Source organism: Verrucomicrobiia bacterium (genome assembly GCA_036405135.1).
Classification (GTDB): Bacteria; Verrucomicrobiota; Verrucomicrobiia; order Limisphaerales; family JAEYXS01; genus JAEYXS01.
Genome location: DASWYF010000037.1, coordinates 141,870 through 165,952 on the forward strand (window position 1 = coordinate 141,870; position 24,083 = coordinate 165,952).

A 24,083-nucleotide genomic window follows, 5' to 3' on the forward strand; every position below is an offset into this window, starting at 1 on the left:
TGCGTTTGCTAGTCCATATTATCGGAAATCTTGAAGGTGAATGTGATCAAGATGAATAGGTAGCGGATCAAAGCCCCGCCGGCCTAAAAGTCAGCAGGGCTCTGAAATTAGTTTTCCGATATTTAGCGATTACCAGACGCTACGGTTGGGTGATGGTCACATGGAAGAACGCCTTGGGAGTCGCAGCGACTGACGTGTTGATACGCACCGTCACCTGCTCCAGATTACCCCCCAGATCTACCGGTGGCATGACGGTCTTGGACAGTGTGTTCTGCATGGTCACATCGGAGGCGGCGGTGACTACAATCGTGATACCCGTCGCGAGTTTGTTGCGCTGATAGCGAACGGCGGGATAGTCCGTGCCGTCATCATTCACGATGACCAAGACAGGCCAACTGAAGGATGCATCGTTGTCCGGCACCGTGCCGAAAGCAAACTCTCCGATGTTGCTCAATCCATCCTCATCGCCGTCATCAGCCGGACCATTTTGCCCAGCTGTCAGTGAGGACCCGGCGATGAAAGTGGCGAAATCAAGGCCTGCCGGAGCAGCCACCTCATCACCGTTCAGATAAAGCAGGTAGTTGACCGTCTCTCCGTTGAAGCTGGCTCCGCTGGCTCCGACGAGGATCTTACCATCGATACCGATGTGGAAAGATTGAGCCCCACCAGAATTGAACCCGGTGCCCAGAGTGAACGTGGCATCTACAGAACCATTCCCATTGAGACGCACGAATCCACGCGCTGAGGAGGAACCAAAGGTGCTGAAGGAACCACCCACCAAAATACGGCCATTGGCCTGGACGGCGATCCCATAGACACCATCCGTTACCACGCCCACGGAGGCGGCAAAACTCGCGTTCACCGTGCCCGTGTACGAAAGCTTCACCAAGTTACCATAACCGATACCGTTCAGATTGGACAGGAATTGGCCAGCAACCAGCAATTCGTTGTCATGCGTTACCGCCAGATGCTCCACGCTGCCGCTGAAGTTGGCGGTAAATCCAGCATCGCGCACGCCAGACGAGGAGATGATGGCCAATCCTTGTGAGGTACCAAGCGTGAATGAACCCGCGATGGCATAACGGCCATCGGGCAGAACCTTCACATCATAGACAAACGGGGAACCACTATTGAAAGGCGCAAAGGATGTATCCACGGTGCCGTTAGCATTGATGCGAGCCAGACCGCGGATGTTGTTCCCATTCACCGTGTCAAATGCCCCGGCCACCAGATACTGTCCATTGGATAGTCGCTGGACATCATAGATGTTCGGGGAGCCACCGAAATACTTGAAACCACCGCCCAGATTCGCAGCGAAGGTAGCATCGATGGTGCCGTCCAGATTCAGACGGGCAAGACCGTATGCGGTTTGCCCGGCGATGAAGTTGAAATTGCCGCCCACCACGATAGTGCTGGAAGAGCCGCCGGAAACGATTGCACTTACCCCAGCGGATGGAGCCGGATTGAAGGAGGCATCAACGGTGCCGTCCAGATTCAGCAAGGCCATCCGGGAGCGAGAGGTATTGTTTCCAGTAGCACCAGCGGAAGTGAAACTGTTACCACTGATGATCACACGTCCGTCTTCCAGGCCAAAGACAGTATTGAGCGTGCTGTTCGCACCCGCTGTAATCGGGAAACCGGATACGGAACCGGCTGGCGGCACGATCACGTTCACAGCGACAGGATCACTCTCCACAAAGCCCTCATCATTGGTGATGACCACAGTGTAACTACCGGAGTTATCCGGACTGCTGGGAGAGATAGTGAGGGTGGCGCCGTTCTCTGAAGGCAAGTCATCCCCGTTCTTTTTCCACTGATAAGTAAGCGTGGGCAAACCGACAGCATCCACTTTCAGGGTGATGCTATTGGGGGCGAAATACAGACCACCCACCGGCTGTTTCAGGATGACGGGCGCATCCAACACGATCAACCGCGTTTCGTTGCTGGTTTTGTTGCCAGAATCGTTGGATATCACCACCGTGTAGTTGCCGTCATTCGCCGCACTGACGTTGTTCAGGGTGAGAGTGGCGGTGTTGACACCACTGATATTCGCATCATAGGCAAGGTCATCCCCATTTTTCTGCCATTGGTAGGAGATTGCCGAGGTACCAGTCGCATAGGCGGTGAACTGGACTGTGGTAGCCGGATCAACGATCACCAGTGACGGCTGTGACACCACAAAAGCCAACCCAACCGGGGTGCCATGCAATATGGCGAAGTTGGATACATCAACTCCGCCGAACTTTTGGAAGGAACCACCAAGATAGATAGTGCCATCGGCAGCTAGCCGGACAATTTCCGAACGGCGGCCATTTCCCTCGATGCCGGGGCCTTGATTAAACGTGGTGTCGATCACACCATTGGCCAGCACCTTGACCAGACCGGCCCCTGCGCCACCAAAGAATATGAAATCACCTGCGGCCAAGATGGAACCGTCCTCCTGGATGGCGATGGATGAAACACGCTGACTGCTTGTGGAGCCAAACACCGTCGCATTGGGGGCAAATGCCGTATCAAGTGTGCCGTCCAGATTGAAGCGGCACAATGAGGACTGCGGTGTGCTGTTGACGGCGGTAAAGCTGCCGCCAACCAGCAATCTTCCATCGGCCTGAAACTCTACTGCACCGACGCTGTTATCCAGGTTCGGCAGGGCAAAACCGTTGACGCGGGTGCCGTCTTGGTTCAACAGGAACAATTGTCCGTTACTCCCGGCATATTGTGTGGTTCCACCAATCGCGATTTTACCTGTCGGGCTGATGGCACAAGTGGTGACACTTGCGAATTGCGGGGCGAGAGAAACAAATGAGGTGTCCACTGAGCCATCGGGATTCAAGATGGCAATGGCCCGTGTGCCAGTCACTCCACCGATGGAGGTGAAACCGCCCGCCACAAGGATGCGTCCATCCGGGAACAGATCCACATCATTGACCGTATTATCCACCGTACCCAAGTTGGCGATGAAAGCCGTATCCAAGGTAAGATTGGCGTTATAGCGCACCAAGCGTGTCACCGTAGTGCTGCTGATCGAGGTGAACTGACCGGCTACCAGAATCTTGCCATCAGGCTGACGCACCATGTCATAGATGACATTGTTGGCAGCGGCGTTGAAGGGATCCAAAGACCCGTCCGCGTTGAAGATACCCATGTAGGCACGAGAACTGGTGGAATTGTTTTTGTCCCGCAGGCTGGTAAAGCCACCGGCAATAATGATCCGACCATCCGGCATGAAATCGACGGCCCGTATGTCTTGATTGCCTGCTCCAGCCGCGAGCGGGAATCCCGCCGGATCATTCCCAGATGGTAGCTCCACAACGGAAATGGTCGCTGTCGCACTGGTTACATCATCACCACCACTCGATGCCACGACGTAGTAATCACCTGCGTCAGTCAGTGTCGGATTACTGATAGTAAGAAAAGGCTGGTTCCCACCGACCGGGCTTTCATTGTGATACCATTGATACGAGAAGGGCGACGGACCGGTAAAAGCTGCCTTGAGGGTGAAAGGAACACCCACGAAACGGACACCGGATTGAGGAGATTCCACCAGCGTCAGGTCTGCGTAAACGGACAAGCTTGCTGCACGGCTTTCCAAGCTGGCCCCTCCAACGGACACAGTCACTGAGTAGACATCACTGTCAGCCGGTTCGGCATTGGCGATGGAGAGCGTGGCAGTGTTTGCTCCGGAGATGTCGCCGCCGTTCGACAGCGGCGAGCCGTTCTTCTTCCACTGGTAGGTGATCGTGCCAATAGTGGATTCCGCAATCACATTGAATTGCGCGGTCGCTCCGGCATTAGCCTTGGTGGCATAAGGATGACGACGGATGGCCAAGGGGACATCGTCTCCGTAAAGACGCACCAAACGGTTGGCAGTGCTGCCTTTATATTGGGTGAAGTTACCGCCCACCCAAAGGCGTCCGTTGGGTTCCACGACGATGCGGTTGACATCCGCATTGAAACCGGTGCCGAGATTTATCGTTGTATCCAGGGTGCCATCGGGGTTGAGCCGGGCGAAGCGACTATGCGCACTGCTGAAAGTGGTGAAAGCACCACCGGCTACCTGTTTGCCATTCGGTTGCACGGCCACCGTATTCACGTTGCCATTCACCGTAGAGCCAGGGAAGAAGGCACTTTTCAACTTGCGAGATGAATCCAGCAAAGCAATACGCTGACGCGTCGAGGGTGAAGTGAAGGAACCGCCAGCTAAGATATCACCATTGGCAAGGATGTTGATCGCATACACCGCACTACCCGTATCTGCGGAAGCGAACGAGTCCTTGGCACCGTTGCTGAGCAAGCGGGCCAGATAGCTGGCTCCCCCATCATAGGAGGTAAATGTGCCCGCAATCAGGATGGTTCCATCCGTCTGGGCTTCCACTTGATAGATCGCCCCACCGCGGCTGCGGGATATGAAAGTCGGATCGATGGCTCCATCCGGATTTAGGCGTACAATGCCTTGGGTGCCCGGCTGACCAGAGATGTAAGTGAAGTCACCACTCAACAGAATGCGGCCGGAAACATCCAAGGATACATCGCGCACGAGATCGTTTGCTCCCGATCCCAAGCTGGCCGCAAAGGCCAGATCTACCGAGTAATCTGTATTGAGGCGGACGATATTGGAAACATTGACGCCACCAAACTGGTTAAATTTGCCGACAATCAGGATTTTCCCGTCTGGTTGAATCAAGATGTCATGCACGGTGGTTCCAGCAGTTGTTCCGGTCTGCTGCGTAAAGGAGCCATCCAAGCTGCCATTTGCACTTACCAAGGCGATCCGGGAACTGGGCGAAGTGAAATCGCCGCCCACCAGGGCTCGGCCATCTCCGAGCGGAGCGATCGCCCGGATCTGGTTGTTAAAGGAGGCAGCTAAAAAACTGCCATCCAATGCTGTCGGAGAGGGCACTACATCCAATACCGCCGGGTTGGAAGGAGTCGTGCCTTTAGTGTTGGTCACCTCGACCGTATAAGAATCCTCGTTGGCAAAGGTGACTGAACTGATGGTGTATGTGGCAGCAGTAGCCGTAGGGATTGTGAAGCCGTTTTTCTTCCACTGGTAAGTCATCGCCAAGGGACTCTTGGCCACCACACTGAAGGTCACCGGCACAAACTCAGGGATAGTCTGCGAAGCCGGATGAACCAGAATGCGTGGTTTGGAATCCGTGTCCAAAATGGTAATCGTCACTACATCTGGCGTACCTAACTGGGCAAGGTTGGTAGGGTTGGACAAGGTGACTTGGATGGTTTCATCCGACTCGGTGATCGTGTCATCGTTAATAGTCAGGCTGAAGGTCTTGGGGCCAATCTCGCCATCAACCCAGTTCAAAACCCCACTGCTCAATGTGTAATCACTGCCAGCGGCGGCGGAACCGCCCGTGACTGCATACGTCGCCGATACCGCCCCACGGCTGCCTGCCAGCCTGTTGACAGTAACATTTACAGTCCCATCGGCTTCGCTGAATTCTATCTGTGCAGAATCAAACTGGATGCTGCCTGCCCCTCCCAAGAGGCGGGCGATTCCATTTCGGACATTCCCGTTGAATTGCGAAAAATCACCCAATACATAGGTCAATCCATGTTCATTCTGGGTGATGACCCGGATGGAATTATTGGCTCCTGAGCCAACATAAAAACTTGGATCGGCAGTACCGTCCGGTTTTAGGCCGATGATACGGCTGGCACTGGCTCCGTTGAAAAAGGTGAAGAATCCACCGACAATCAAACGTCCGTCCGGCTGCACATGGATGGAGCTGACTGCATTGTCGAATCCGGTGCCGGTGTTGAATGTGGAATCGAGAGTCCCGTCTGGTAAGAAGCGGGCGATACGGGAAACGCTCTCACCATTGTAGGAGGTAAATGAACCACCGACGATAATACCGCCGTCTCTGGCCAAGACCATCGTGCCGATCGAGTTGCTCAGCTTCTCGACGATATTGAAAGAGGTATCAAAAGTGCCATCTGCATTGAAGCGGTAGATATAGCCACCACCACTGCCGCCGGAAACATAGCGGGAGGCGAGAAACTTGCCGCCGTCCAGCGGAATAAGATGCTGGAGTGTCCCCCCGAGATTGATCGCGAAACTGCTGTCCAAAGTTCCATCTGGGAGACGGCGTTGGATGCTGCCATTGGAAAATGAAACGATGATGCTGTCATCACTTCGGATGAATGCGCTATACGCGATATCATTGCTGCTGGTCGGAGTCGTGCTATTGAAGGTCGTATCCAAGCTGCCATCGGCGTTTAGTCGGGCGAGTTTGCGTGCGTTCGTGCCATTGATGGAATTGAACTGACCGACGATGAGGAACTTGCCTGCATGCGTCGAAGTGCTCGGATAAGGGATGATCTTAAACACCGTCCGACTGTCTGTGCCCGTGGTGATATTAGGCCATCCAGTGTCCAAGCTGCCATCTGCAGCCAACCGCGCCAAACCGAAAGGCACAGAACTGCCTCCCAGTGAATTGAAACCGCCCGCGAGATACAGTTTCCCATCGGGTGCCAGGTAGGTTCCGCTGATAAAGCTGGAACCCGCAAAAGTGGTCGGATTGGGATAGACGGTATCCAATGTGCCCGGAGGGATCACGACCTCCAGTTCGGCGATGGAGCTGATTTGGAAACCGTTGTCATTGGTCACTTTTACGCGGTATTCGCCGGAATGCTGAGTAGTGGCCGCACTGCGCGTGTAAGTGGGACCGGTCGCTCCGGGAATATCCTCACCAGCGAACTGCCATTGATAAGTGACCGGCAGCACGCTGCTGACATTGACACGGAAAGTATAAGAGAGCGTTTGATACACCTGACCTCCAATAGGCTGTCCCGTGATCACTGGGGCCGAATCATCATCCAGAATGGTGACCGTAGCAGTTGCTGGATTGCCCAAGCTGGCACCGCCACCCGGACTGGAAAGCGCCACCGTGAAATTCTCCCCCCCCTCATTGCTGGAGTCATTGTTCAAGCTGATAGTGATCGTCTTGGGGGTGCTGTCATTGGCCGACCAGTTCAAGGTCCCGGAGTTGGCTGAGTAATCCGAGGCGGCGGTGGCTGAACCATTGGCGGTGGCAAAATTCACAGATACCGGGCTGGAGATATCCCCCAAGCGAACAACATTCAGCGTGATAGTTCCGCCATTTTCCGCAGCTGAGTAAGTGGCCGTCTGAAAACGGATAGTAGCCGGTCCGGTAAAGACATCGTTTTGCAGTCGCACCAGATTGCTGTGGGCAAGGTAATTGATGTTCGTAAACCAGCCACCGGCCATCAGCTTGCCATCCGGAGTGGGGGCAAGGGCATACACATGAGTGAGGTAGCCATCCCCACGGGGAGCATAAGGAGCCGTGACGAAATTTTCATCCAATGTGCCATCCAGATTTAGCCGGGCCAAGGAACCACGGGAAATGCCGTTGACCTCCGTGAAGATGCCAGCAATGAGCAGTTTGCCATCAACCTGCTGGATGATCTCACCACCCACCCAGCCATCGGTGTTGGCGTTGAAGGATGAATCGAGTGATCCGTCAGAATTAAGACGGGCGAGATACCGGTCTGGAGTTTCCGCATTTGCATCATGGTCAATAAAACCGCCAAGCAAAATCTTGCCATCATGCTGGACGGTCACCTGATTGATACGGCCGGCTGCTTTGATCGGCGGCAGGAAGGTGGTATCCACCGTGCCGTCCGGGTTCAGGCGCACAATATTTGGCACTGAGTAACTGCCCCAGCTGATAAATGAGCCAGTAACGACTATCTTACCATCCGGTTGCACAGCAACGGCATCCACCGAACTGTTGACCTCTGGTCGGGCAAAAGTCGAAAACGTGTTGTCAAAATTGCCATTCCCGTCCAAGCGGCCAAAATTGCGGGACCCTGTGCCGTTGATCGAACCAAATCCACCGCCGATAAGTATCTTGCCATCAGCCTGCACTGCGATGTCATTCACGTAACGCAAACCACTGGAAAAGCCGATACCACTACCCACGGTGCCAAAGCTTTGATCCAAAATACCGTTTGCATTAACCCGTGCGATTCCGATGACAGCGGTACCATTGTATTCCGTAAAATCGCCCGCAATGAGAATCTTACCGTCGGGCAACAGTACAATTGAGTTCAATTCGCTATTAGGGCCGGCACCCACATTTGTCATAAAGTCCGTATCTAGCGTGCCGTCAGTATTTACGCGGGCGAAGCGAGGAGCCGCTATTCCGTCATAGGTAAGAAAAACACCCCCAATGAGGGTTTTGCCATCTGGTTGGACCGCTAGATCATTGATCGCCCCTGTGCTATTGCCCTGGCTACCCGCACCAATGTCGAACGTCACATCCACATCCCCTGGAGCGGCCATCAAATCGAACCTAAAAAGCATCAACCCAAGTAGCAATCCCAAGCAAACTTTCACGCCGAATTTCCGGCCCAAGTCGCTGTTATTGTGGTTTGAACGTTTCGTTTTCGGCGAAGTGCAGCTTAAGACGTACAGCATGACGATGTCCGGTAATATTAGTTAATCTATCTTTTGACTGTCCAAATTAATGGCATTCTAAGCACAAAGGAGGCCATCCTTACAATTCCTTAACATATTTTCAAACACCCTATCTATCATTACCGAAGCATGCCAATTTTTAAGGCATTGAACATCTGAAAGCTTCTCAGAACTGAGAAAATGCACGGCATTCATAATCTAAACTCATCCTTTGTAGAAAAATTACTTACCACCGTCAGGGAAGGCTGAAGCAAAGAGATATCCGTATATCCGGCACTTCTTCAGCAAGCCTCAATAAGGAATTCCATGACAAGCTCATGGCAAACCGCACCCAAGTTACGGACGATTATTCCTAAAGTAGTGGATGTGCCAACGAGCCAATCCATTCATTTTTATTGAGGCATCTCTTAGAAGTTGGCCAACAATCTGGGTAGTTGCGTGCATCAGTAAGCTCGCAGATGGTAAGTAGCCTTGCTTGCGAATGAGCCGACGATGCTCAGTGATGGTTGCTGAAGCCTTGAGAACAAATTGATCGCAGGCCTCCGGAAAAACTCGCGGAAGCCCCGTTTCCTCTTGGCACCTTTCGACAAATTCAACGATTTACCACTGTCGCCCGGTCAATACTTCAGAAAAGCGTATATTCAGACGCTTTTCTTCCAGTCGCAGACAACAAATGGAAGTTTTTAGAACTCAAAATGCAATGAGACGCCAGATCAACACATCGACAACCAAGGTCGTCCGCTATGAGTACAATCCTAATCATGGATACGCCTTCATCCAACTTTTGCCTTGATTAACCAGCCACGACGATGACGTACGGAACGACAATGAAAGTCTTAGGAAGATTGCGTTGTTTAGGGTGGCCCAAAAACAAAGGGTGAATAAATTTCAAAAGCCCCAGTTTTGTTGTTACTTCTTGGGAGAAATTGAGCCAACTGTTGAAGTTGAAGGAATGAAGCAGGTCAAGGGGATAGAACCAGCAATTGCTCTTCGTGAAATTTCTCAACCATTTGTTGCTAAGAATTTTATGAAATATTAATTTTTATGCTGTTCGAATGTTCACGCATAATCACGAAATAACTTTGTCTCTAATTGCCACAAAAACTGGCGGGCTCTTCTTTACCCAAAATCAGCCTGTTTGCCGTTTGAAAATCGGGATGCGTTTAGAATTGGTGTTGCTGGACGAACGCATGAACTTTTAACTACCAGCAGAGTTGAGTGACTCAACCAGAGGCCGGTGTTCGGGTCATGGCGGTAACAGAAGTGATCGATAGAAGAGACCATTGAAGTTGGTGGCTTGTGGATCCACAACTTGGAATGTGCCGGTTGCATTGAATACGTTCGTAATGACACTCCAGTCGATAAAATCGGTGGAAACTTCTATAGCGTACGTCCGTCCCGGCGTTGCCTGCATCATGAACTGGAATCCATTATCACTGGCGTAGTGAATTTGGCCGGGAATTGCAGTAGGTATTTGCCCCGATACGATGATGGTGAATGTCTGGGTGGCAGTGAGGGATGGCAAACCATCATCTTTGACTTCGATTGTGACCTGGTTGGTGGTGAACCCTTCGTAAATTTCTGGAGTCCACGAAAACTCTCCACTGTAAGAACCTAATATAGAGTTCGCCGGCCCAGTCAGCAGGCGGTATTGCAGTATTTGGGGAGGACTGTCGGCGTCAGTGGCCGTAATGGTCAATTGTAACGGCAGGTTTACTGCAATGACTTGATCGGCGATAGCTGTGAATTGTGGCGAGCGGTTGGATTGAACAGTCAAAGCTACGCTTACGCTCTCCAGTTCACCTGCTGGATTGCTAATCATCACTTTATAGGTGCCCTGATCGATTGGTTTGGCGATGTCAATCAGATGAGATGCACCGCGGGCTCCTGCAATCGGGACACCGTCGTGATACCACTGGTATCGTAGTTCCTCACCATTGGCTGTCACAGAAAGCTCGACAGGTCGTCCAGCCAATACATTGGTTGCCTTAGGTTGATCAATGATTACTGGGGGCACGCCGACACTGACGGTAGCGACGGAGCTGGTGACAGAGTTAAATGGAGAGGTGACAATCACGGAGTAACCACCAGCATAGTTGGCCGCGTAGACAGATTGATTGGCTCCAGGAATGACAATACTGTTGCTTAACCACTGATAAGTGAGACCGGCCTCTTCAGGAGTAGGTTGCAGATTTGCGTCTTGAATCTGAGCAGATGCGATCACTTTTAGTTGGGCGGCTCCGGTTATTGGCAGGAGCTGGTCTACGGGGTGTTCAATGATCTGCAATGTTCCGTTCAGCAAGGCTATCTTGTTGGTGTATTGCACTGGGGTCACATCAGTCGTGCAAAGATTGATGTTATAAGTGACTCCGTTTGTGATGGGTACCACCAGCCGGCACTGGCCTGGAACAGAATTGGTGATCGCTTTAAGGATGGTAAAGCTGGCCAAGCTTCCTGCTGTCGGAGCTGAGACCACCAAGGCGTATGCTGAAGAATTGGCTGTGCTATCGATTAACAAATAGCCATTTTGCTGTGGCTTGAGGAAGATGTTATCGGTTGCATTCCAGATGATTCCGCCCTGCACCTCACCGGGATCCGAGCCGGAGCGTGAGTTATTGTAGATCAAATTGATAGGCGACCCAAAACTCAGGTTCACTACAGGGACTGTCATCAGTCCGACCGGTTTTTTGGCAGGCAAACTGGCCAAAGCAAACCGTCCGTCTGAAGGAACTGTCAAGGAGGCGCCATTGAACGCAGTTCCGAACACCTGATTGATGATGTCATTGGTGGTGACAAGCAAATCTTTGATCTTATCCTTGGCCACGATGTCGGGATGGTTGCTGATCTGGATGCTTGCGGGCTCGCTCCAATTGGTACGGGTGCCAATCCATACGGCGACATTATAAACGCCGACATCCTCCAATCCGATATTCTCCAGAACCAGTTCATCGCGGTTTGCATTTGCCACGGCTATTCCGTTTTTGAACCACTGATAATTTGGCGTGACCCGGCTGACTGCTTGCACTTGCAAAGGTACGCGCGCACCTTCGGCCACAGTGCGACTGGCTGGCTGAGCGGTGATACGGGGTAATTCGTCATCAGAAGGCTCCAATTGCCAGCTTAGAATGATATGCCCTTGGGCACCTACGAGACCGTCCACAGCGAAGTAGTAATCTTCCCCGGCAGCAGCGGAAAAGGCCAACGCACTGGTGTAATAGCCGCCGCTGTCCTCGTCACTGGCGATACGCGTCAGAGCGGCTACCGAAGAGCCCGTGTAAACGGCGAGCAATGTATCAAACCCACTGCCCAAGGTGCTGAGAGTGACGATACCTGACACCGGTGCCCGCCAGTGCAGCCAGACGGAGTTAGTGCCTGGTTTGTCCGCATGGAATGGTTCACCTGGCTGGCGGGTTGCACCCTCGTTCCAAGCCAACCCCGTGCGGCTGGCATCCGTATAGAGAGGGCCAGGGAAATCGTCAGCCATAGGCAGGATGAAGCCGGCTGTGTTGTTCGTCGCGATCACTGGAACGAGGATGCTGGTGTTCGCGCCGTAGGGGGAGCGGATGGCCACTGAGTAGGACCCGCTGTTTGTGGGATAAGCGTTGGTGAGTGTCAGAGTGGCATTCGTGGCTCCAGTGATATTCACCCCATTCAACCGCCATTGATACGTGATGGCTCCAATTCCATGTCCTTCAGCAGTAAGCGTGATGTCAGTGCCTGAGAGGTTTGTCGAGCCAGCAGGTTGTAAGGCAAAATCAGGCGGTTGGGGGATAAAAAAAAGCGTCTCGCTACGACGGCGGGAGATGCCGCCTTCGAGGAGTTCATTGCGGGCTTGGGGAGAATAGCCCCGAAATATCTCGGTCTGGATGTCGAGGCCATCGCCATCCACATCGTTAGTCAGAGCAAACCCATTGGTATTGAAATTATACCACTCATAGGCATCTAGCATGCCGTCCGCATCGAGGTCCTGGGTGGCGAGGAGGAACTTGCCGGTGAAGGTGGTATCATTGGTGATGGTCAGGGAAAGATTGCCGATGGAGAAGCCTCTGGGACTGTCCACGCGGTTGGTGCCATTGAACCAGCCGATGAAGCCGTAATCGGTGAAAGCAAGCTGGGCAGGCAGGCTGATACTGGTGGTGTTGGAGACGACGGTGAAGCTGTTGGTGATACCGATCGGATCGGTTTCTACTGTCACCCGCGAGGAATTCGTGGTGGTGATGACGACCAAGGTTTCACTGCGGCGGCGGGAGATGCCGCCTTCGACCAGATCATTGTGGGCTTGCGGGGAATAGCCACGGAAAATCTCGGTCTGGATGTCGAGTCCGTCGCCATCGACATCATTGGTCAAAGCAAAACCATTGGTGTTGAAATGATACCACTCATAGGCGTCCAGGATGCCATCGGTATCGAGGTCCTGGGTGGCGAGGAGGAACTTGCCAGTGAAGGTGGTATCATTGGTGATGGTCAGGGAAAGATTGCCGATGGAGAAGCCTTGGGGGCTGTCCACGCGGTTGGTGCCATTGAACCAGCCGATGAAGCCGTAACCGGTGAACGCAAGCTGGGAGGGCAGGCTGATGCTGGTGGTGTTGGAGACGACGCTGAAGCTGTTCGTGATGCCCGCTGGATCGGTTTGCACCGTCACCCGGGAGTAATTCGTGGAGGTGATGACGACCAACGTCTCACTGCGGCGGCGGGAGATGCCGCCCTCCACCAGTTCATTATGGACGCGTGGGTGGTAGCCGCGGAAATACTCAGTCGCAAGGTTTAAGGTGTCTTTATCGGAATCCAATGCGGCAGTGACGTCCGTGGTGCCGAAATACTCCAAACGGAACCAATCCGGAATCCCAAGGCCACCAGTATCCTGACTAGCCGGTATATAATGAGCGATGGCGGTGACGTTGGCGTTGGAAATCACAATGTCAACAGGGTTGGCCGAACGTCCAGAAATGTCATTCACCCGCAGTCCATCAACGGTCCAATGTGTAAACTGATGAACGCCGTTAGAGGCGGGCGCATTGGTGGAAAGGAACGTCACGGGGAAACTCGAGTTGGTAACGTTAGTCACGACGTTGAAGGCGACAAACGCATTTATGGGGGCAGCACTTTGAAAATTGGTGTAAACAGTAGATGTGGTTTGTGCGTGCAAGCCGACGATCAAGACTATGCCGAGGGACCAAGTGAGAAGAAAACCGAGCAATCTAAATTTCAGATTGCCCCCCCGCGAAAGTGCAACCGCCCCCACAGCCAGTTTGACTGGATGCTTAGTCAGCTCGCGGCTATTTGGGAAAGGCTTCATTACTCAATGGCCAGCGAACTTTTAATCTTCAGGCAGTTTGACGACATGATCGCTGGTGACGGCAGAAGGAAAACCGTAGCGGCCGGAATTGGCATGGGATATTTCGCCAGCCGTGATGGCACGGACATCCATAAGCTGCCAAAGAAAGCTTTTACCGGTTGCAGTAGTATTAGTGCCAGAAGCGAGAGCCTCACCGCCGTATGGCGGATCCACCCCGAATACAGTTCCATTGGTGAACGATATGGCTGGATTATTTTCGGCAATCAGCCAGAACCAAACACTTAGGAGATCGTTCTGAGTGACTGCCCGATCGCTGATTTGAACTGCGGAATTGGTGCCACTGGTCGGCACGGTGATGAAATGGAAGGGAAGATGCTTGCGGTTATCCCGGGCCAGCACTTCAAATTGGATGTTTCCGAAACCGACATTCCAGTCAGTGGCAGCGTCCCAGGTGATACGGTTTGTAGTGTTCGCCGGAACCTCATTACCGAGATTGGCTCCGCTGCCTTCCACGAAATTCGTCATTCGAATCAGACCGGTTAGTGTGTTGATCCCATTTGTGAATCCGAGCAAATAAACGTCCACATTGGGGTTGTTAGCATCCTTCACGGTGTAATCAATATCCACAAATGACTTTCCGGAACGCTGCGCTGCTGATATAATTATGGGCTGTGGAATTTCGGAAGATGTCACCGAGAATCCAGTGCTCGTATAGACGCGCTTAAGCTTAACCAAACCTCGTTGCGTGCCCATTGTGAGGAGGCTGTGCGAGGTAAGCAGGGCATACATATCGCCATTCTGCGTAAAACCCTGGCCGTCAGAGCGTAGTTCAGGGAATTGAAAATCAACATGGTTGATTCGATCTTTGAGTAGATTCGAGGAAAAAGTATCTGTGGAGAATCGGAGGCTGCCAGCAGAATCAAAAAACAATAATTTTGTGAATCCGCTTGAACCGCCATTGTGCGTGCCTATTGAGAGCAGTCCGTCCGGCGTTGCAACAATTTGCCTCCCCCCGCTTATCGCGCTTTGGGTGGTAAATAAGAATGAACTAACAAATTCACCGCTCGGTTTGAAAAATTGAATTTTGGTTTGAAATGTGTCAGTGTCAGAAATGTGGGCCACAGCAACATTGCCATTATGCGCCAAACCTATTACCAATGGATATCCAAATATGCTTTGACCTGGAGCAGTAGGCCCCCATTTCCGAAGAAAAGTTCCATTTGTGCTAAGAACTAATACTTGAGTTCCATTTGCTATATAAACCTGGTTACTACGATCAATTGCGAGTGCCGATGTTTGTGGCGACCCGAATACCCCTTGGTTGGGGCCCACGTAATCGGGCACTGAAAATCCTGCATCACCGCTTCCAGAGCCAACCCATTCTCTAAGTTTAGAACCATCAACGGGGCTGAATACTTGGATTTTTGATGTTTCGAGCACATATATATTGGTTTGCGAATCCGAAGCTATGCCTTTAACTGTTCCCACCGTCCCGAATTCCATAATGAAGTTAAGATTTGTGTCCAATACAGCAATTTTATTGGTGGATCCGATGTAAATGCGATTATCTTGAGCGATGTGTAAGCAGCGAAAATTTCCAGGTACGTATTCTCCCTCAAAAACCCAATTATCCTGCGGCATCTGTTGTGCCTGTCCGCAATGGATGGCTACCAACAGTCCGGCGAGCACAAGAAGTAGGCGTAAAGTTTTCATGGCATTTGAAATGATTAAGTCGTGGCCTGAGGAAACGACATCAACTCCCCTAGCAAAACTGTTATCAGCATGGCTAAAACGCCATTTACGACAAGTGTTTGTTTGTGACATTCCAGGGAAATGAGTCGTCATTTTTTGCCTCGGGTTGTGGTTAGAAATTAAGCTTCAAGTGCATTGCCAGCGTCCGCTCTCTGGGCAGGCTGGCGTAGAAATTAAGTGGGTTAAGCCGGTAATCTTGGCCAGCCAGATTGAGCAGGCTCACTTGCAGTTCTGCCTGACGGCGGGCAAAGCGCCAGCCAGTGTGGAGGTTTATCTGCCAGAATTCGTCGCCCGGCATGGTGGCAGCGCTGGAGCCGCGATTGCTCTGGCAATACCAGTCTCCTTCCGCCCGGGCAAAGAAACCGATGCGATGCTGGTAGCCGAGGTGGAGGTTAAGCTTTTGCAGTGTGGCTTCGCGGACGGTGTGGGCCAGCGTGGTGACGGTGGCGGGGATTTCCGGGAAGTCGTCCTGAAGGCGGGCATCCGAGAGGGTGTAGCGCAGGCTGGTGTGCCAGTCATCCCCCAGCAGTTGATTGAGAGAGGCCGTAAGGGTGTGCTCACGATAACGCAATTCCTCCCGGGTGGAAGAGGGTGTGGCGGGCGGCAGCGCGATATCATAAGAGCCGACTTGCCGGGAGGTTTCCGAAGTGATGCGGGTGAGCGCGAGTGTCAGGTGCGTGCGGGTTGGGAAAGAACGGTGCAGGCTCAGGCCATAGGTCTCAAAGTCCGCATTCTGCGTGGTTCCCGCTACGGAGTCCGGTATGACACTGCGGTAGGATTGATTAAACCCCGCAACTTCAGACGGTTCGAGACGGAAGCTTTGATCAAAGCTGGCGCCGCTGATGGCCCGTGCAAAACCGAACTGAACCGTGGTGCGGGCGTCTGGGGTCCACACCAATCCCGCCTTGGGAGAGACTTTATCCCGGCGGCTGGTGGTAGATTGGAGCGGAGGGAAGAGATGGTTGTCCGGGTATCCCACCTGGTCATAGCTGAGACCGCCGATGAGCCTGAGCGGCTCCCAAACCTGCCAATGGTGGTAGTAGTAGGCGCTGAAACGGTCGAAGGGGACTGATTGCGACTGGGCGGAGGCGGGGGTGGAAAAAGTGATCGGAGGAAAGGGCGGGAAGAAAGTCGTGGTATTTCCCAACCTGACGGCCGTGGAGGCGGAGAGGGCACTGCTGGCATCAAAGGTTCCCTGTTGATAACGCAGTCCAAGGATGTCGGTATGTTTCTCCCGTTGGAAGAGCTGGAGCAGTTCGCCGGTATAGAGGGTAAAGCGGCCATCATAAGCCAAGGCGGCCGTGGGAAAGGCGGGCTGACCTACTGCGAAGACGGGTCCTCCTGGAGCCGTGCGGGCGAGGAGCAATTGAGAGGTGGTGGGATTGGAGTAGGTCAATTCATCCTCTACCCGACCTGCCAAGAGCAAGGTGTGTATGCCGGGAGACCATTCGCGGTGCAGCCCAGAGATGACCGTGGGCTGAAGAATCTCCCGTTGTCGGACGCCCGGATTGGCAGAGGCAGGGTTATAGTAACTGGTCAGATCGCCCGCCCGGCTGCGTGTGTGGATGACTTGAGCAAAAATACTGTCCTTGGAGGAGAGCTGTTGTTTGATCTGGGCGGAGAATGAATCGCGCTCTAATCGGCCATTGGGTTGCTCGCCATTGATGAAAGTGTGGCCGTAATCCAAGGCGTAACTCATGCGACCATATCGCCCATAGTGAGAGGCGGTCTGGGACCAGTCGCCACTGCTGCGGTATTCGGATTGCGAGAAAAAGCCGGGACCATCCTGCTCGAAGAGGCTGGAGTATTCTTGCTGGGAAATCGTGCTGGAGAGAACCGGAGCACCCGGAGGAGCAAGCAGATTGGCCAGGAGCAGTTCATTAAGAGCCGGAGTTTCGTAACGGAGATCCGAACGACGGGCTTCTTGAAGGGCGATGAAGCTGTTGGCCAAGAACAGATGCGCTGAATGATTGGCGAAATCAGCGGATACCGCTTTGCCCGCTTCGGAGACGGCGACATCCATCATGTTCACATCGCGATAGACTTTTGCCAGATTCGCGCTGCGTACTGCCTGATCTTGATCCAGCAATAAGCGGCTGCGGAAGAGGGCGCGGTTGGCATTCAGCTGGCTGGAGTGTTCCAGATCGTCCACGCTTTGGTTCAAGCGGTTACGTTCCCGGGCTAGTAGGGACGAATAAAGCCAGGGGGTAGGATCTTGCGGATCAAATTCCCGCGCCAGCTTAAGTTCGCTCAAGGCATGGGCGATGTCTCCTTCGACATGAAAGGCTTTGCCCAGATAGCTGCGCAGCAGGGAGCGGTTGGGCTCCAGGCTCGCGGCGATTTGCAGATCAGCGCGGCCTCCAGACAGGTCGCCTTGCCTGATCTTTATCAGCCCTCGTCCTAGCCAGGCATTTCCTGATGCGCCGTTCAGAGCGATGGCGCGGTCGAAATCCAGAGCCGCCTCTTTCAACCGGCCGTTGGCTGCCTGAAGAAACCCACGCACGGCTACGCTTTGAGCGTTTCGCGGAGAAAGGTTATGAGCGGTTTCAATGGATTGGCGAGCTTTGGTGATACGGCCAAAGCTGAACTCCAACTCGGCTACCCGGCCATGAGCGAGGCCAAAGTCCAGAGACATTTTGGCTGACTGCTGTGCAGCTTCCAATGCGGCAGGCAGGTTGCCAGCAGATTGCCGCCAGTAAGACATGGCCAACCATTCGCTGGCTGTGGCGGGCGTATAGGGCAGGCCAATTGCTTCAAAACGCACGGCGGCGATGAGTGTCTTCTGTGCCCAAGCCAGTTTGACAATCATCTCGTCGGATGATGCCGAGGCTTCAGACAGCAAAGTCTCTGCGTTTTCGATCTGCCCCACCGTTAACAGCAATGCGGCCAGATATACTTTTTCAGCATCTCCTTTGGGTCGGCGATCAGCTGGCCATGCCTGTAATGCGCCGGCGAGATCTCCAGCTTTCCAAGCCGCCATGGACAAAGACAAGGTCTGACGTTGGGTGGAATCCAAGGGCAGTTCGGCGAGGTCTAAGACGCCCGGATAGTAGAGGCACCATTGGACCATGCCTTGGGTGAAGAGTCCCGGCAGTTTTTGAGGCGGAGCACCGGGTTTGGCGAGGGCGATCTCATGGGCGGCAAGCGATAACTCACCCGAAGGGTTTTCCAGATCAACCAAACCATCGATCAACGCGAGTTTGGTGGTGCCATCTTCAGCGATCTCGATCTGAAACTCCGTGCCCCGAATGGTGGCGGAGACGGTCCTGGTGCGGATTTGAATCCGACCGGCCGGTTCTGCACTCTTGAAGAAGCCCTTTCCTGATTCCATTTGATAGGCGGCGGCAGAGTTGGTTCCCGGCGAATCAAGGCGGAAGATGGAAGACTCGAACAGCCGTTTGACGCTCCGATCTGTGAACTGGATGGCGGCCCGGCTGCGGACACCCGTCCGGACACGGTCGCCAACATTCAGTGCCAAATTTGTCTGCGCAGGTTGCCAAACGGTGCTGCCATCGCGTTGCCACGAAACGCTGCCTTCAACGGAGACAAGTCTGGCGGACTGGGCTTGGCCAGACAGCACGAGCACCCAGCTGGAGACTGCGGCTAAAAGCCAGATCACCGAACTGCTCAGTTGATTTGGGAAAGACGATTTCATCGTGTGGCCAGCTCGATCTCACCGAACCAGTTTTGAGGCGGCGGGTTTTGTTGAAGCGCTTTAATTTGTTGGAGATAGAAGAGAGAAGGACCGTCACCGGGGCGGATTGTAAGCACCCGTTGGAAGCCGCTCTCTGCGTAGTCGAACTGGTGTTCCCGGAACCAACCCAACGAGTCCTCAAAGGTCTTGCTCCACTCGCGCGCTACCGGATCCGTTCGCAGTCCGAGCACTTCGTAGACCTCGATGGCTCGCTGCTGGCCGGGCAACCGGAACCAACCCAGAATGCGAAACGCGATCACTTTGCCAGTTGCGGAAGCCACATTTTCAGTGGCGATGATCTGTGTTCCTAATTCCTTGTTCAAGCTGGCGAGGCTGGAAGCCAGGTGGACATTAAGTCCTACGGCCATGTAGTCCATGCGATCTTCATTGCCCAAGTTGCCCACGGCGACTGCTCCGAAGTGAATTCCGATCTGCGTGCGGAAAGGAAAATCGATGCGCGTGTTGGTGACAGTCTGGAGCCGTTTCAAGATATCCAAGGCGGCCCGGCAGGCCAGTTCCTGATGGCGGGCTTGTTCTTCCGGGGCATTCCAAACGGCAAAAACACCGTCTCCCGTAAGTCGCATCACGGCCCCACCTGTTTCATGAACCCCGGAGACCAGATCGGTGAAATAAGTGCTGATGCGCTGGTGTAGTTTTTCCGGCACCATGCGATCGGCGATCAGGTGAAAGTCCGCGATATTTGAATAAAGGAGGGTGACTTCTCGTTTTTCTGTGCCGGGAGTGAGATGCTTTCCTTCGCGCAGGATCTGGCGCAGACGGCGGGTTGGCAGATGAACAGACAGGGCCCGCTCAAGGACTCGTGATTCCATCTGGCTGCGTAAAGCATATAGCGCCATACCAGCGGCAGCGGCAAATACCGCCTGCCCCAGAAGCAAAGTGAAGGGAAACCATAGGTTACCCACCAGCAAACAGCTCCAGACGATCAGAAGAATCAAGGCCGAAGCGACTACAAGCAAAAGCAGGCTAGCCAGAGGCCTGACCAGAGCGAAGAAATATCCAAAGATTCCGCCCAGCAGCATAATGACCACGAGTTCAACCGAGACCGGCAACCGGACAAGCCAATCGTGGCGGAGCAGATTCAGCAGGGCAGTCGCCTGCACCTCAACACCTGATACCAAAGCTGGTTCTCCATAAGCGGTCGGATGACGATAAGTGTCCTTGCCGGCACCGGAGAACCCAATGGTTTGGCGCGCGCCCACAATGACAATCTTGTCCCGGAAAGTATCGTCCGTCGTCTCTTGGGAGGAGAGGGCTTTATAGTAGCTCACATTCGGCAGCGAACCTTCGCTGCCATAGTAGCGGAGCCATCTGGTGTGGGAAGGCGTGACCGGCTTTTCACCGAGTGTTTCGGCGGCGGCCCAAGATAATGGCGGATAGCTTTCGACCGGCAAGGGATGGGTACGAATGGTGAGGTCGGCGTCCATTTGCATGTCAGCCAAACCCCAAGCACGGGCTTGATCGGCAAACCGTTGAAGCGGCAGATCGAAAAGTTGCGACGTACCTTTGCCATCATCTGCCACCGTGCTATGGGCTCCACAAAGCACGACATTATCAGCGACGGAGATGGCTTTTTCCAACGCTGCATCAGCAGTGGGATTGGGGCCGGGCTGATCAAAAACGATGTCGAACACGATTGATTTGGCTCCTGCACGGTTCAGGCGATCAATCAGTCTGGCGTGGAGGTTGCGATCCCAAGGAGCATTGGGTGGTTGTGCCAAGGCCTTGTGGGACTCCTCATCCATGTAAACAAGTACAACGCCGTTTTCTGCCGGATGGGAGAGCAGTGCGGTGGTCCAATCATAACTCCAACGCACGGGGGCGCTGTTTTGTGGCGGCCACCAAAACATGAGCCCCAACAGAGCGGTGATTCCACCCAAGACAGTTGCCGGTAGCCACCTTTTCTTATGATGTGCCAGACTGATCAGAGGTTGGTACGCGTTTTGCAGCCAGAGCGATATCCGGTTTGGTGCAGTTACCGGTTCGGTTGGAGGTTCACTGGCTTTAGGCTTGCCCTTGGTCGTATCTGTGGCGGATTGCACTCCAAGCAACTTAGCCAGCTCGCGGACAGAAGCGGGACGGTCTTCCCGATGTTTGGCCATGCACTGCGCCAAAGCGGCTTCGGCTTCGCGAGGAACGGGATTCTCAACATTGAGTTCTCGAAGACGTTCGCTGACCAGTGGCGGTATGCTTTGCTTGACCTGGGAGTAGACGTCTTCACCGAAGAAGGGAGGACGTCCGGTCAGCAGTTGGTAAAGCGTGGCGCCAAGCGAGTAAATGTCGTCACTGGGATGCGGCAACAATCCATCCATTTGTTGCGGCCCCATGTAATTCAGCGTACCCGCATGAGGCATGTGCCGGGTAGCATGGTTCATGGTCTCGCTGAGGGTGGCAGCGATACCGAAGTCAGCCAGTTTGATGCGCCCTTTACGGTCCACCATGATATTGGCCGGCTTGAGGTCACGGTGGATCACATTCTCCCCGTGAGCGTAAGCCAGTACTTCACATAGCTGGGCGGCCCATGGTGCCAGAACCTCCCACGGGACCACCTGTTGAGTCTGGTTATGCTGATAATCCCAAAGGTTAATTCCGTCGATGTATTCCATGGTCAGGAACGTGACACCGGCGTCTTCGTGCAGATCGTGAACCCGCACGATATTTGGATGTGCGAGCAACTGACCTCGTGCGGTTTCCCGATGCAGGTTTTCCATCGCCACCTGATCCCGGCGCATGCTCGCTGGAAGCAGTTTGATGGCGATCTTCCGTTGCAAGAGAGCGTCGTCGGCCAGCCAGACTTCGCCCATACCGCCTTTGCCGAGGCACTTAATGAGCCGATACCGGCTGTTGTGCAGCCAGTCTCCCTCATGCGGGACGAAGCCCAGATCAGAATAGATAACGTTATGTCGAGTGCCTGGTAGGGGAGGAACTGGTGTGGAGGTCTGACCTTGGGTGACGGTGACACCGGGGTCATGGCCTGGTGCATCCATCAATGAGTAAGTCCGCATGCAAGACGAGCATTCCACCTTGCCCATGTTGATGTTCAGACGCCCGGAACAGTGCGGACAAACGGCCGTTTGCATCACTGGATTTCTCCTGTAGCGACCGCAAACTCTTTTTCGATCATGAAAAAAGCGGGTCTGTGACTGAATGTTGAGAATGATCTCATGATGCCGCTGGCTGGGAGGATTGATTGCTGGTTTTCCACTGTGGCCATGCCCGTTCTACGTATTTGTGAAAGCCCAACGCGATGCACTCTTCCTCGATCATGTCGATGTCCGGATCGGCGCATTCGAAACTGGAACGGATTTCATCCAGCAAGAGGCGGGCAAACTCTATCGAGCCGCGAGATTTGCGCTGACGAAAGCTGGCGTAGCTTAGCGGCGGATTCAAGGCCAGCACTTCGTTCACCTTCTGGCACAAGGCTTCCCCTTTGAGCGGAGTGCCAGCCTGATGAGCTGCCGCTTCGCTTTCCGAGATGGTCCAGAGGAACTGATAAAGCGTCAGGCTAGGATAGGTCAGGTCCGGCTTCTGACGGCGTGAGTAGTCAGCGAGTGCATTCCAAGTCTGGCGGAGAATTGCCGGGGCGAGTGATTCACGGATGCGGCGGTCCAGCTCTTCATCGGCCGGCAAATCAGGCAAGGGAGATTCGCTTGGGGTTAGTGCCTCGATCGAAGCCTCGCGGTCTTCTTCCATCAAGCTGTCCAGGCTGGTATGGCGCTTCTGGTTCCGTTGCTGTTTCTCCATCCGGTCCCGGAAGAGATTCTTTACCGAGGTCTTCAAATAGTAACGAAACCGGCCGTTTGCGCCGGTGGCATTGGCAAAGCGGCCTTCCAAAAATGCCCGGGCAAAGTCTTGGGCGATTTCTTCGGCGGTATCCAGATTACCATGGGTGAGGCTTAGCGCATAACGCAGCACGGCGGTGCGGTATTTGAGGAAAAAGGCTTCACGGGCCCTCATAGCCTCGGCTTCATCCTGGGAATGGGCTTGCCGCAGCATTTCCGAACGGGTGGCGCTCAATTCATCGAAATCCTTGTTATATTGGTCACTCATATAGATTGATCTAGATTTCTGGATGGGCACGGGCCTGCCTTGGCAAATGCCCATTTATCGTCGCCGGTGAGGTGTTTTCGGCCATGATTTGTCTTTGCTTGGGCATTGGTCTACGCATTCCAGTCTATCTATCAATACTGGCCTGACTCTGACTTGTGACGAGGGTTGTGTCTCCCGTTGCCTTTTCAGGCTATATGCCATTGGCCGTCCCAAGGCAATACTTCCCGCTGTCACAGGATGTATGCCAGCCCGTTTTGTCCGTGGATGGCCTCTGTCGCCAATGATGGAGGTTGATAAATCTAAAGGAAAAACGTCGTGAAAATATCTATTCAGTCTCTGTCTTGTTATGGTCGCACTCTGCTGGTCATGGGATTGGGGTCGCTCCTATTGGTTGGTTGCGGGAATCAAGAAAAAAGCCCCTCAGAACAGACGGAGAATTCTGTGTGGGCTTCACCATCTGCAACCTCAGCCTTTGAATCGGATCCGCAAAAAGGGGAAGTGCTGGATGCTCAGATTGCCGTTCTGAAAGCGCGTATCCAGACGTTACAGGGAGAGATAATTGAGCATGGAAAACTATCCCAGCAGTTCCTCGGGTTGGTGGAAATGGAGATTTATCAAAACGCTTTTGATCGGCTGGAATCCGATGGGCGAAATTTTATTCCAAGAACCTCGGCTCATGACTTGGCTGATGAAACCAGTCGTAACCTGGACCGCTTACTGGCCGAAAGGTCGGCAGTCAGCTTCAGGCTGAAGATGCTTCAAGCAGAACGCGCGGCCCTTCGCTGACTTCTGGATGCCTAATTCTCCTGGCTCAA

At 53.6% G+C, this 24,083-nt stretch carries 8 protein-coding genes; 2 read left to right on the forward strand and 6 right to left on the reverse strand.

Annotated elements, in window-relative coordinates; translation table 11 throughout:
* Positions 1-139: 139 nt before the first annotated feature.
* Positions 140-8,458, reverse strand: a complete 8,319-nt coding sequence (locus VGH19_18450; GenBank protein HEY1173356.1) for an immunoglobulin domain-containing protein — start codon at positions 8,456-8,458, stop codon at positions 140-142.
* An 877-nt stretch (positions 8,459-9,335) separates the two neighbouring features.
* Here VGH19_18450 and VGH19_18455 point away from each other — a divergent pair.
* A complete protein-coding gene (locus VGH19_18455) occupies positions 9,336-9,497 on the forward strand; it encodes a hypothetical protein (protein HEY1173357.1) in 162 nt (53 codons plus the stop codon).
* A 207-nt stretch (positions 9,498-9,704) separates the two neighbouring features.
* On the opposite strand, the gene VGH19_18460 is transcribed toward VGH19_18455, so the two are convergent.
* The 5 genes from VGH19_18460 to VGH19_18480 all read right to left on the reverse strand — a co-directional run bounded on the left by VGH19_18460 (position 9,705) and on the right by VGH19_18480 (position 23,268).
* Positions 9,705-13,373 carry a hypothetical protein gene (locus VGH19_18460; protein ID HEY1173358.1) on the reverse strand — a complete coding sequence of 1,223 codons (3,669 nt, stop codon included), beginning with the start codon at positions 13,371-13,373 and terminating at the stop codon, positions 9,705-9,707.
* A gap of 402 nt (positions 13,374-13,775) precedes the next feature.
* Entirely contained in the window at positions 13,776-15,467 is a 1,692-nt protein-coding gene (locus VGH19_18465) for a hypothetical protein (GenBank protein ID HEY1173359.1), read from the reverse strand.
* 151 nt (positions 15,468-15,618) lie between these two features.
* A complete protein-coding gene (locus VGH19_18470; GenBank protein HEY1173360.1) occupies positions 15,619-19,161 on the reverse strand; it encodes a FecR domain-containing protein in 3,543 nt (1,180 codons plus the stop codon).
* Positions 19,158-22,250 carry a CHASE2 domain-containing protein gene (locus VGH19_18475; protein HEY1173361.1) on the reverse strand — a complete coding sequence of 1,031 codons (3,093 nt, stop codon included), beginning with the start codon at positions 22,248-22,250 and terminating at the stop codon, positions 19,158-19,160. The genes VGH19_18470 and VGH19_18475 overlap by 4 nt, the downstream gene beginning before the upstream one ends.
* A gap of 130 nt (positions 22,251-22,380) precedes the next feature.
* Entirely contained in the window at positions 22,381-23,268 is an 888-nt protein-coding gene (locus tag VGH19_18480; GenBank protein HEY1173362.1) for a hypothetical protein, read from the reverse strand.
* Between the two features lie 315 nt (positions 23,269-23,583).
* Between VGH19_18480 and VGH19_18485 the strand changes: the two genes are divergently transcribed.
* Complete coding sequence (locus VGH19_18485) at positions 23,584-24,054, forward strand: hypothetical protein (protein ID HEY1173363.1); 471 nt, start codon at positions 23,584-23,586, stop codon at positions 24,052-24,054.
* The last annotated feature ends 29 nt before the right edge of the window (positions 24,055-24,083 follow it).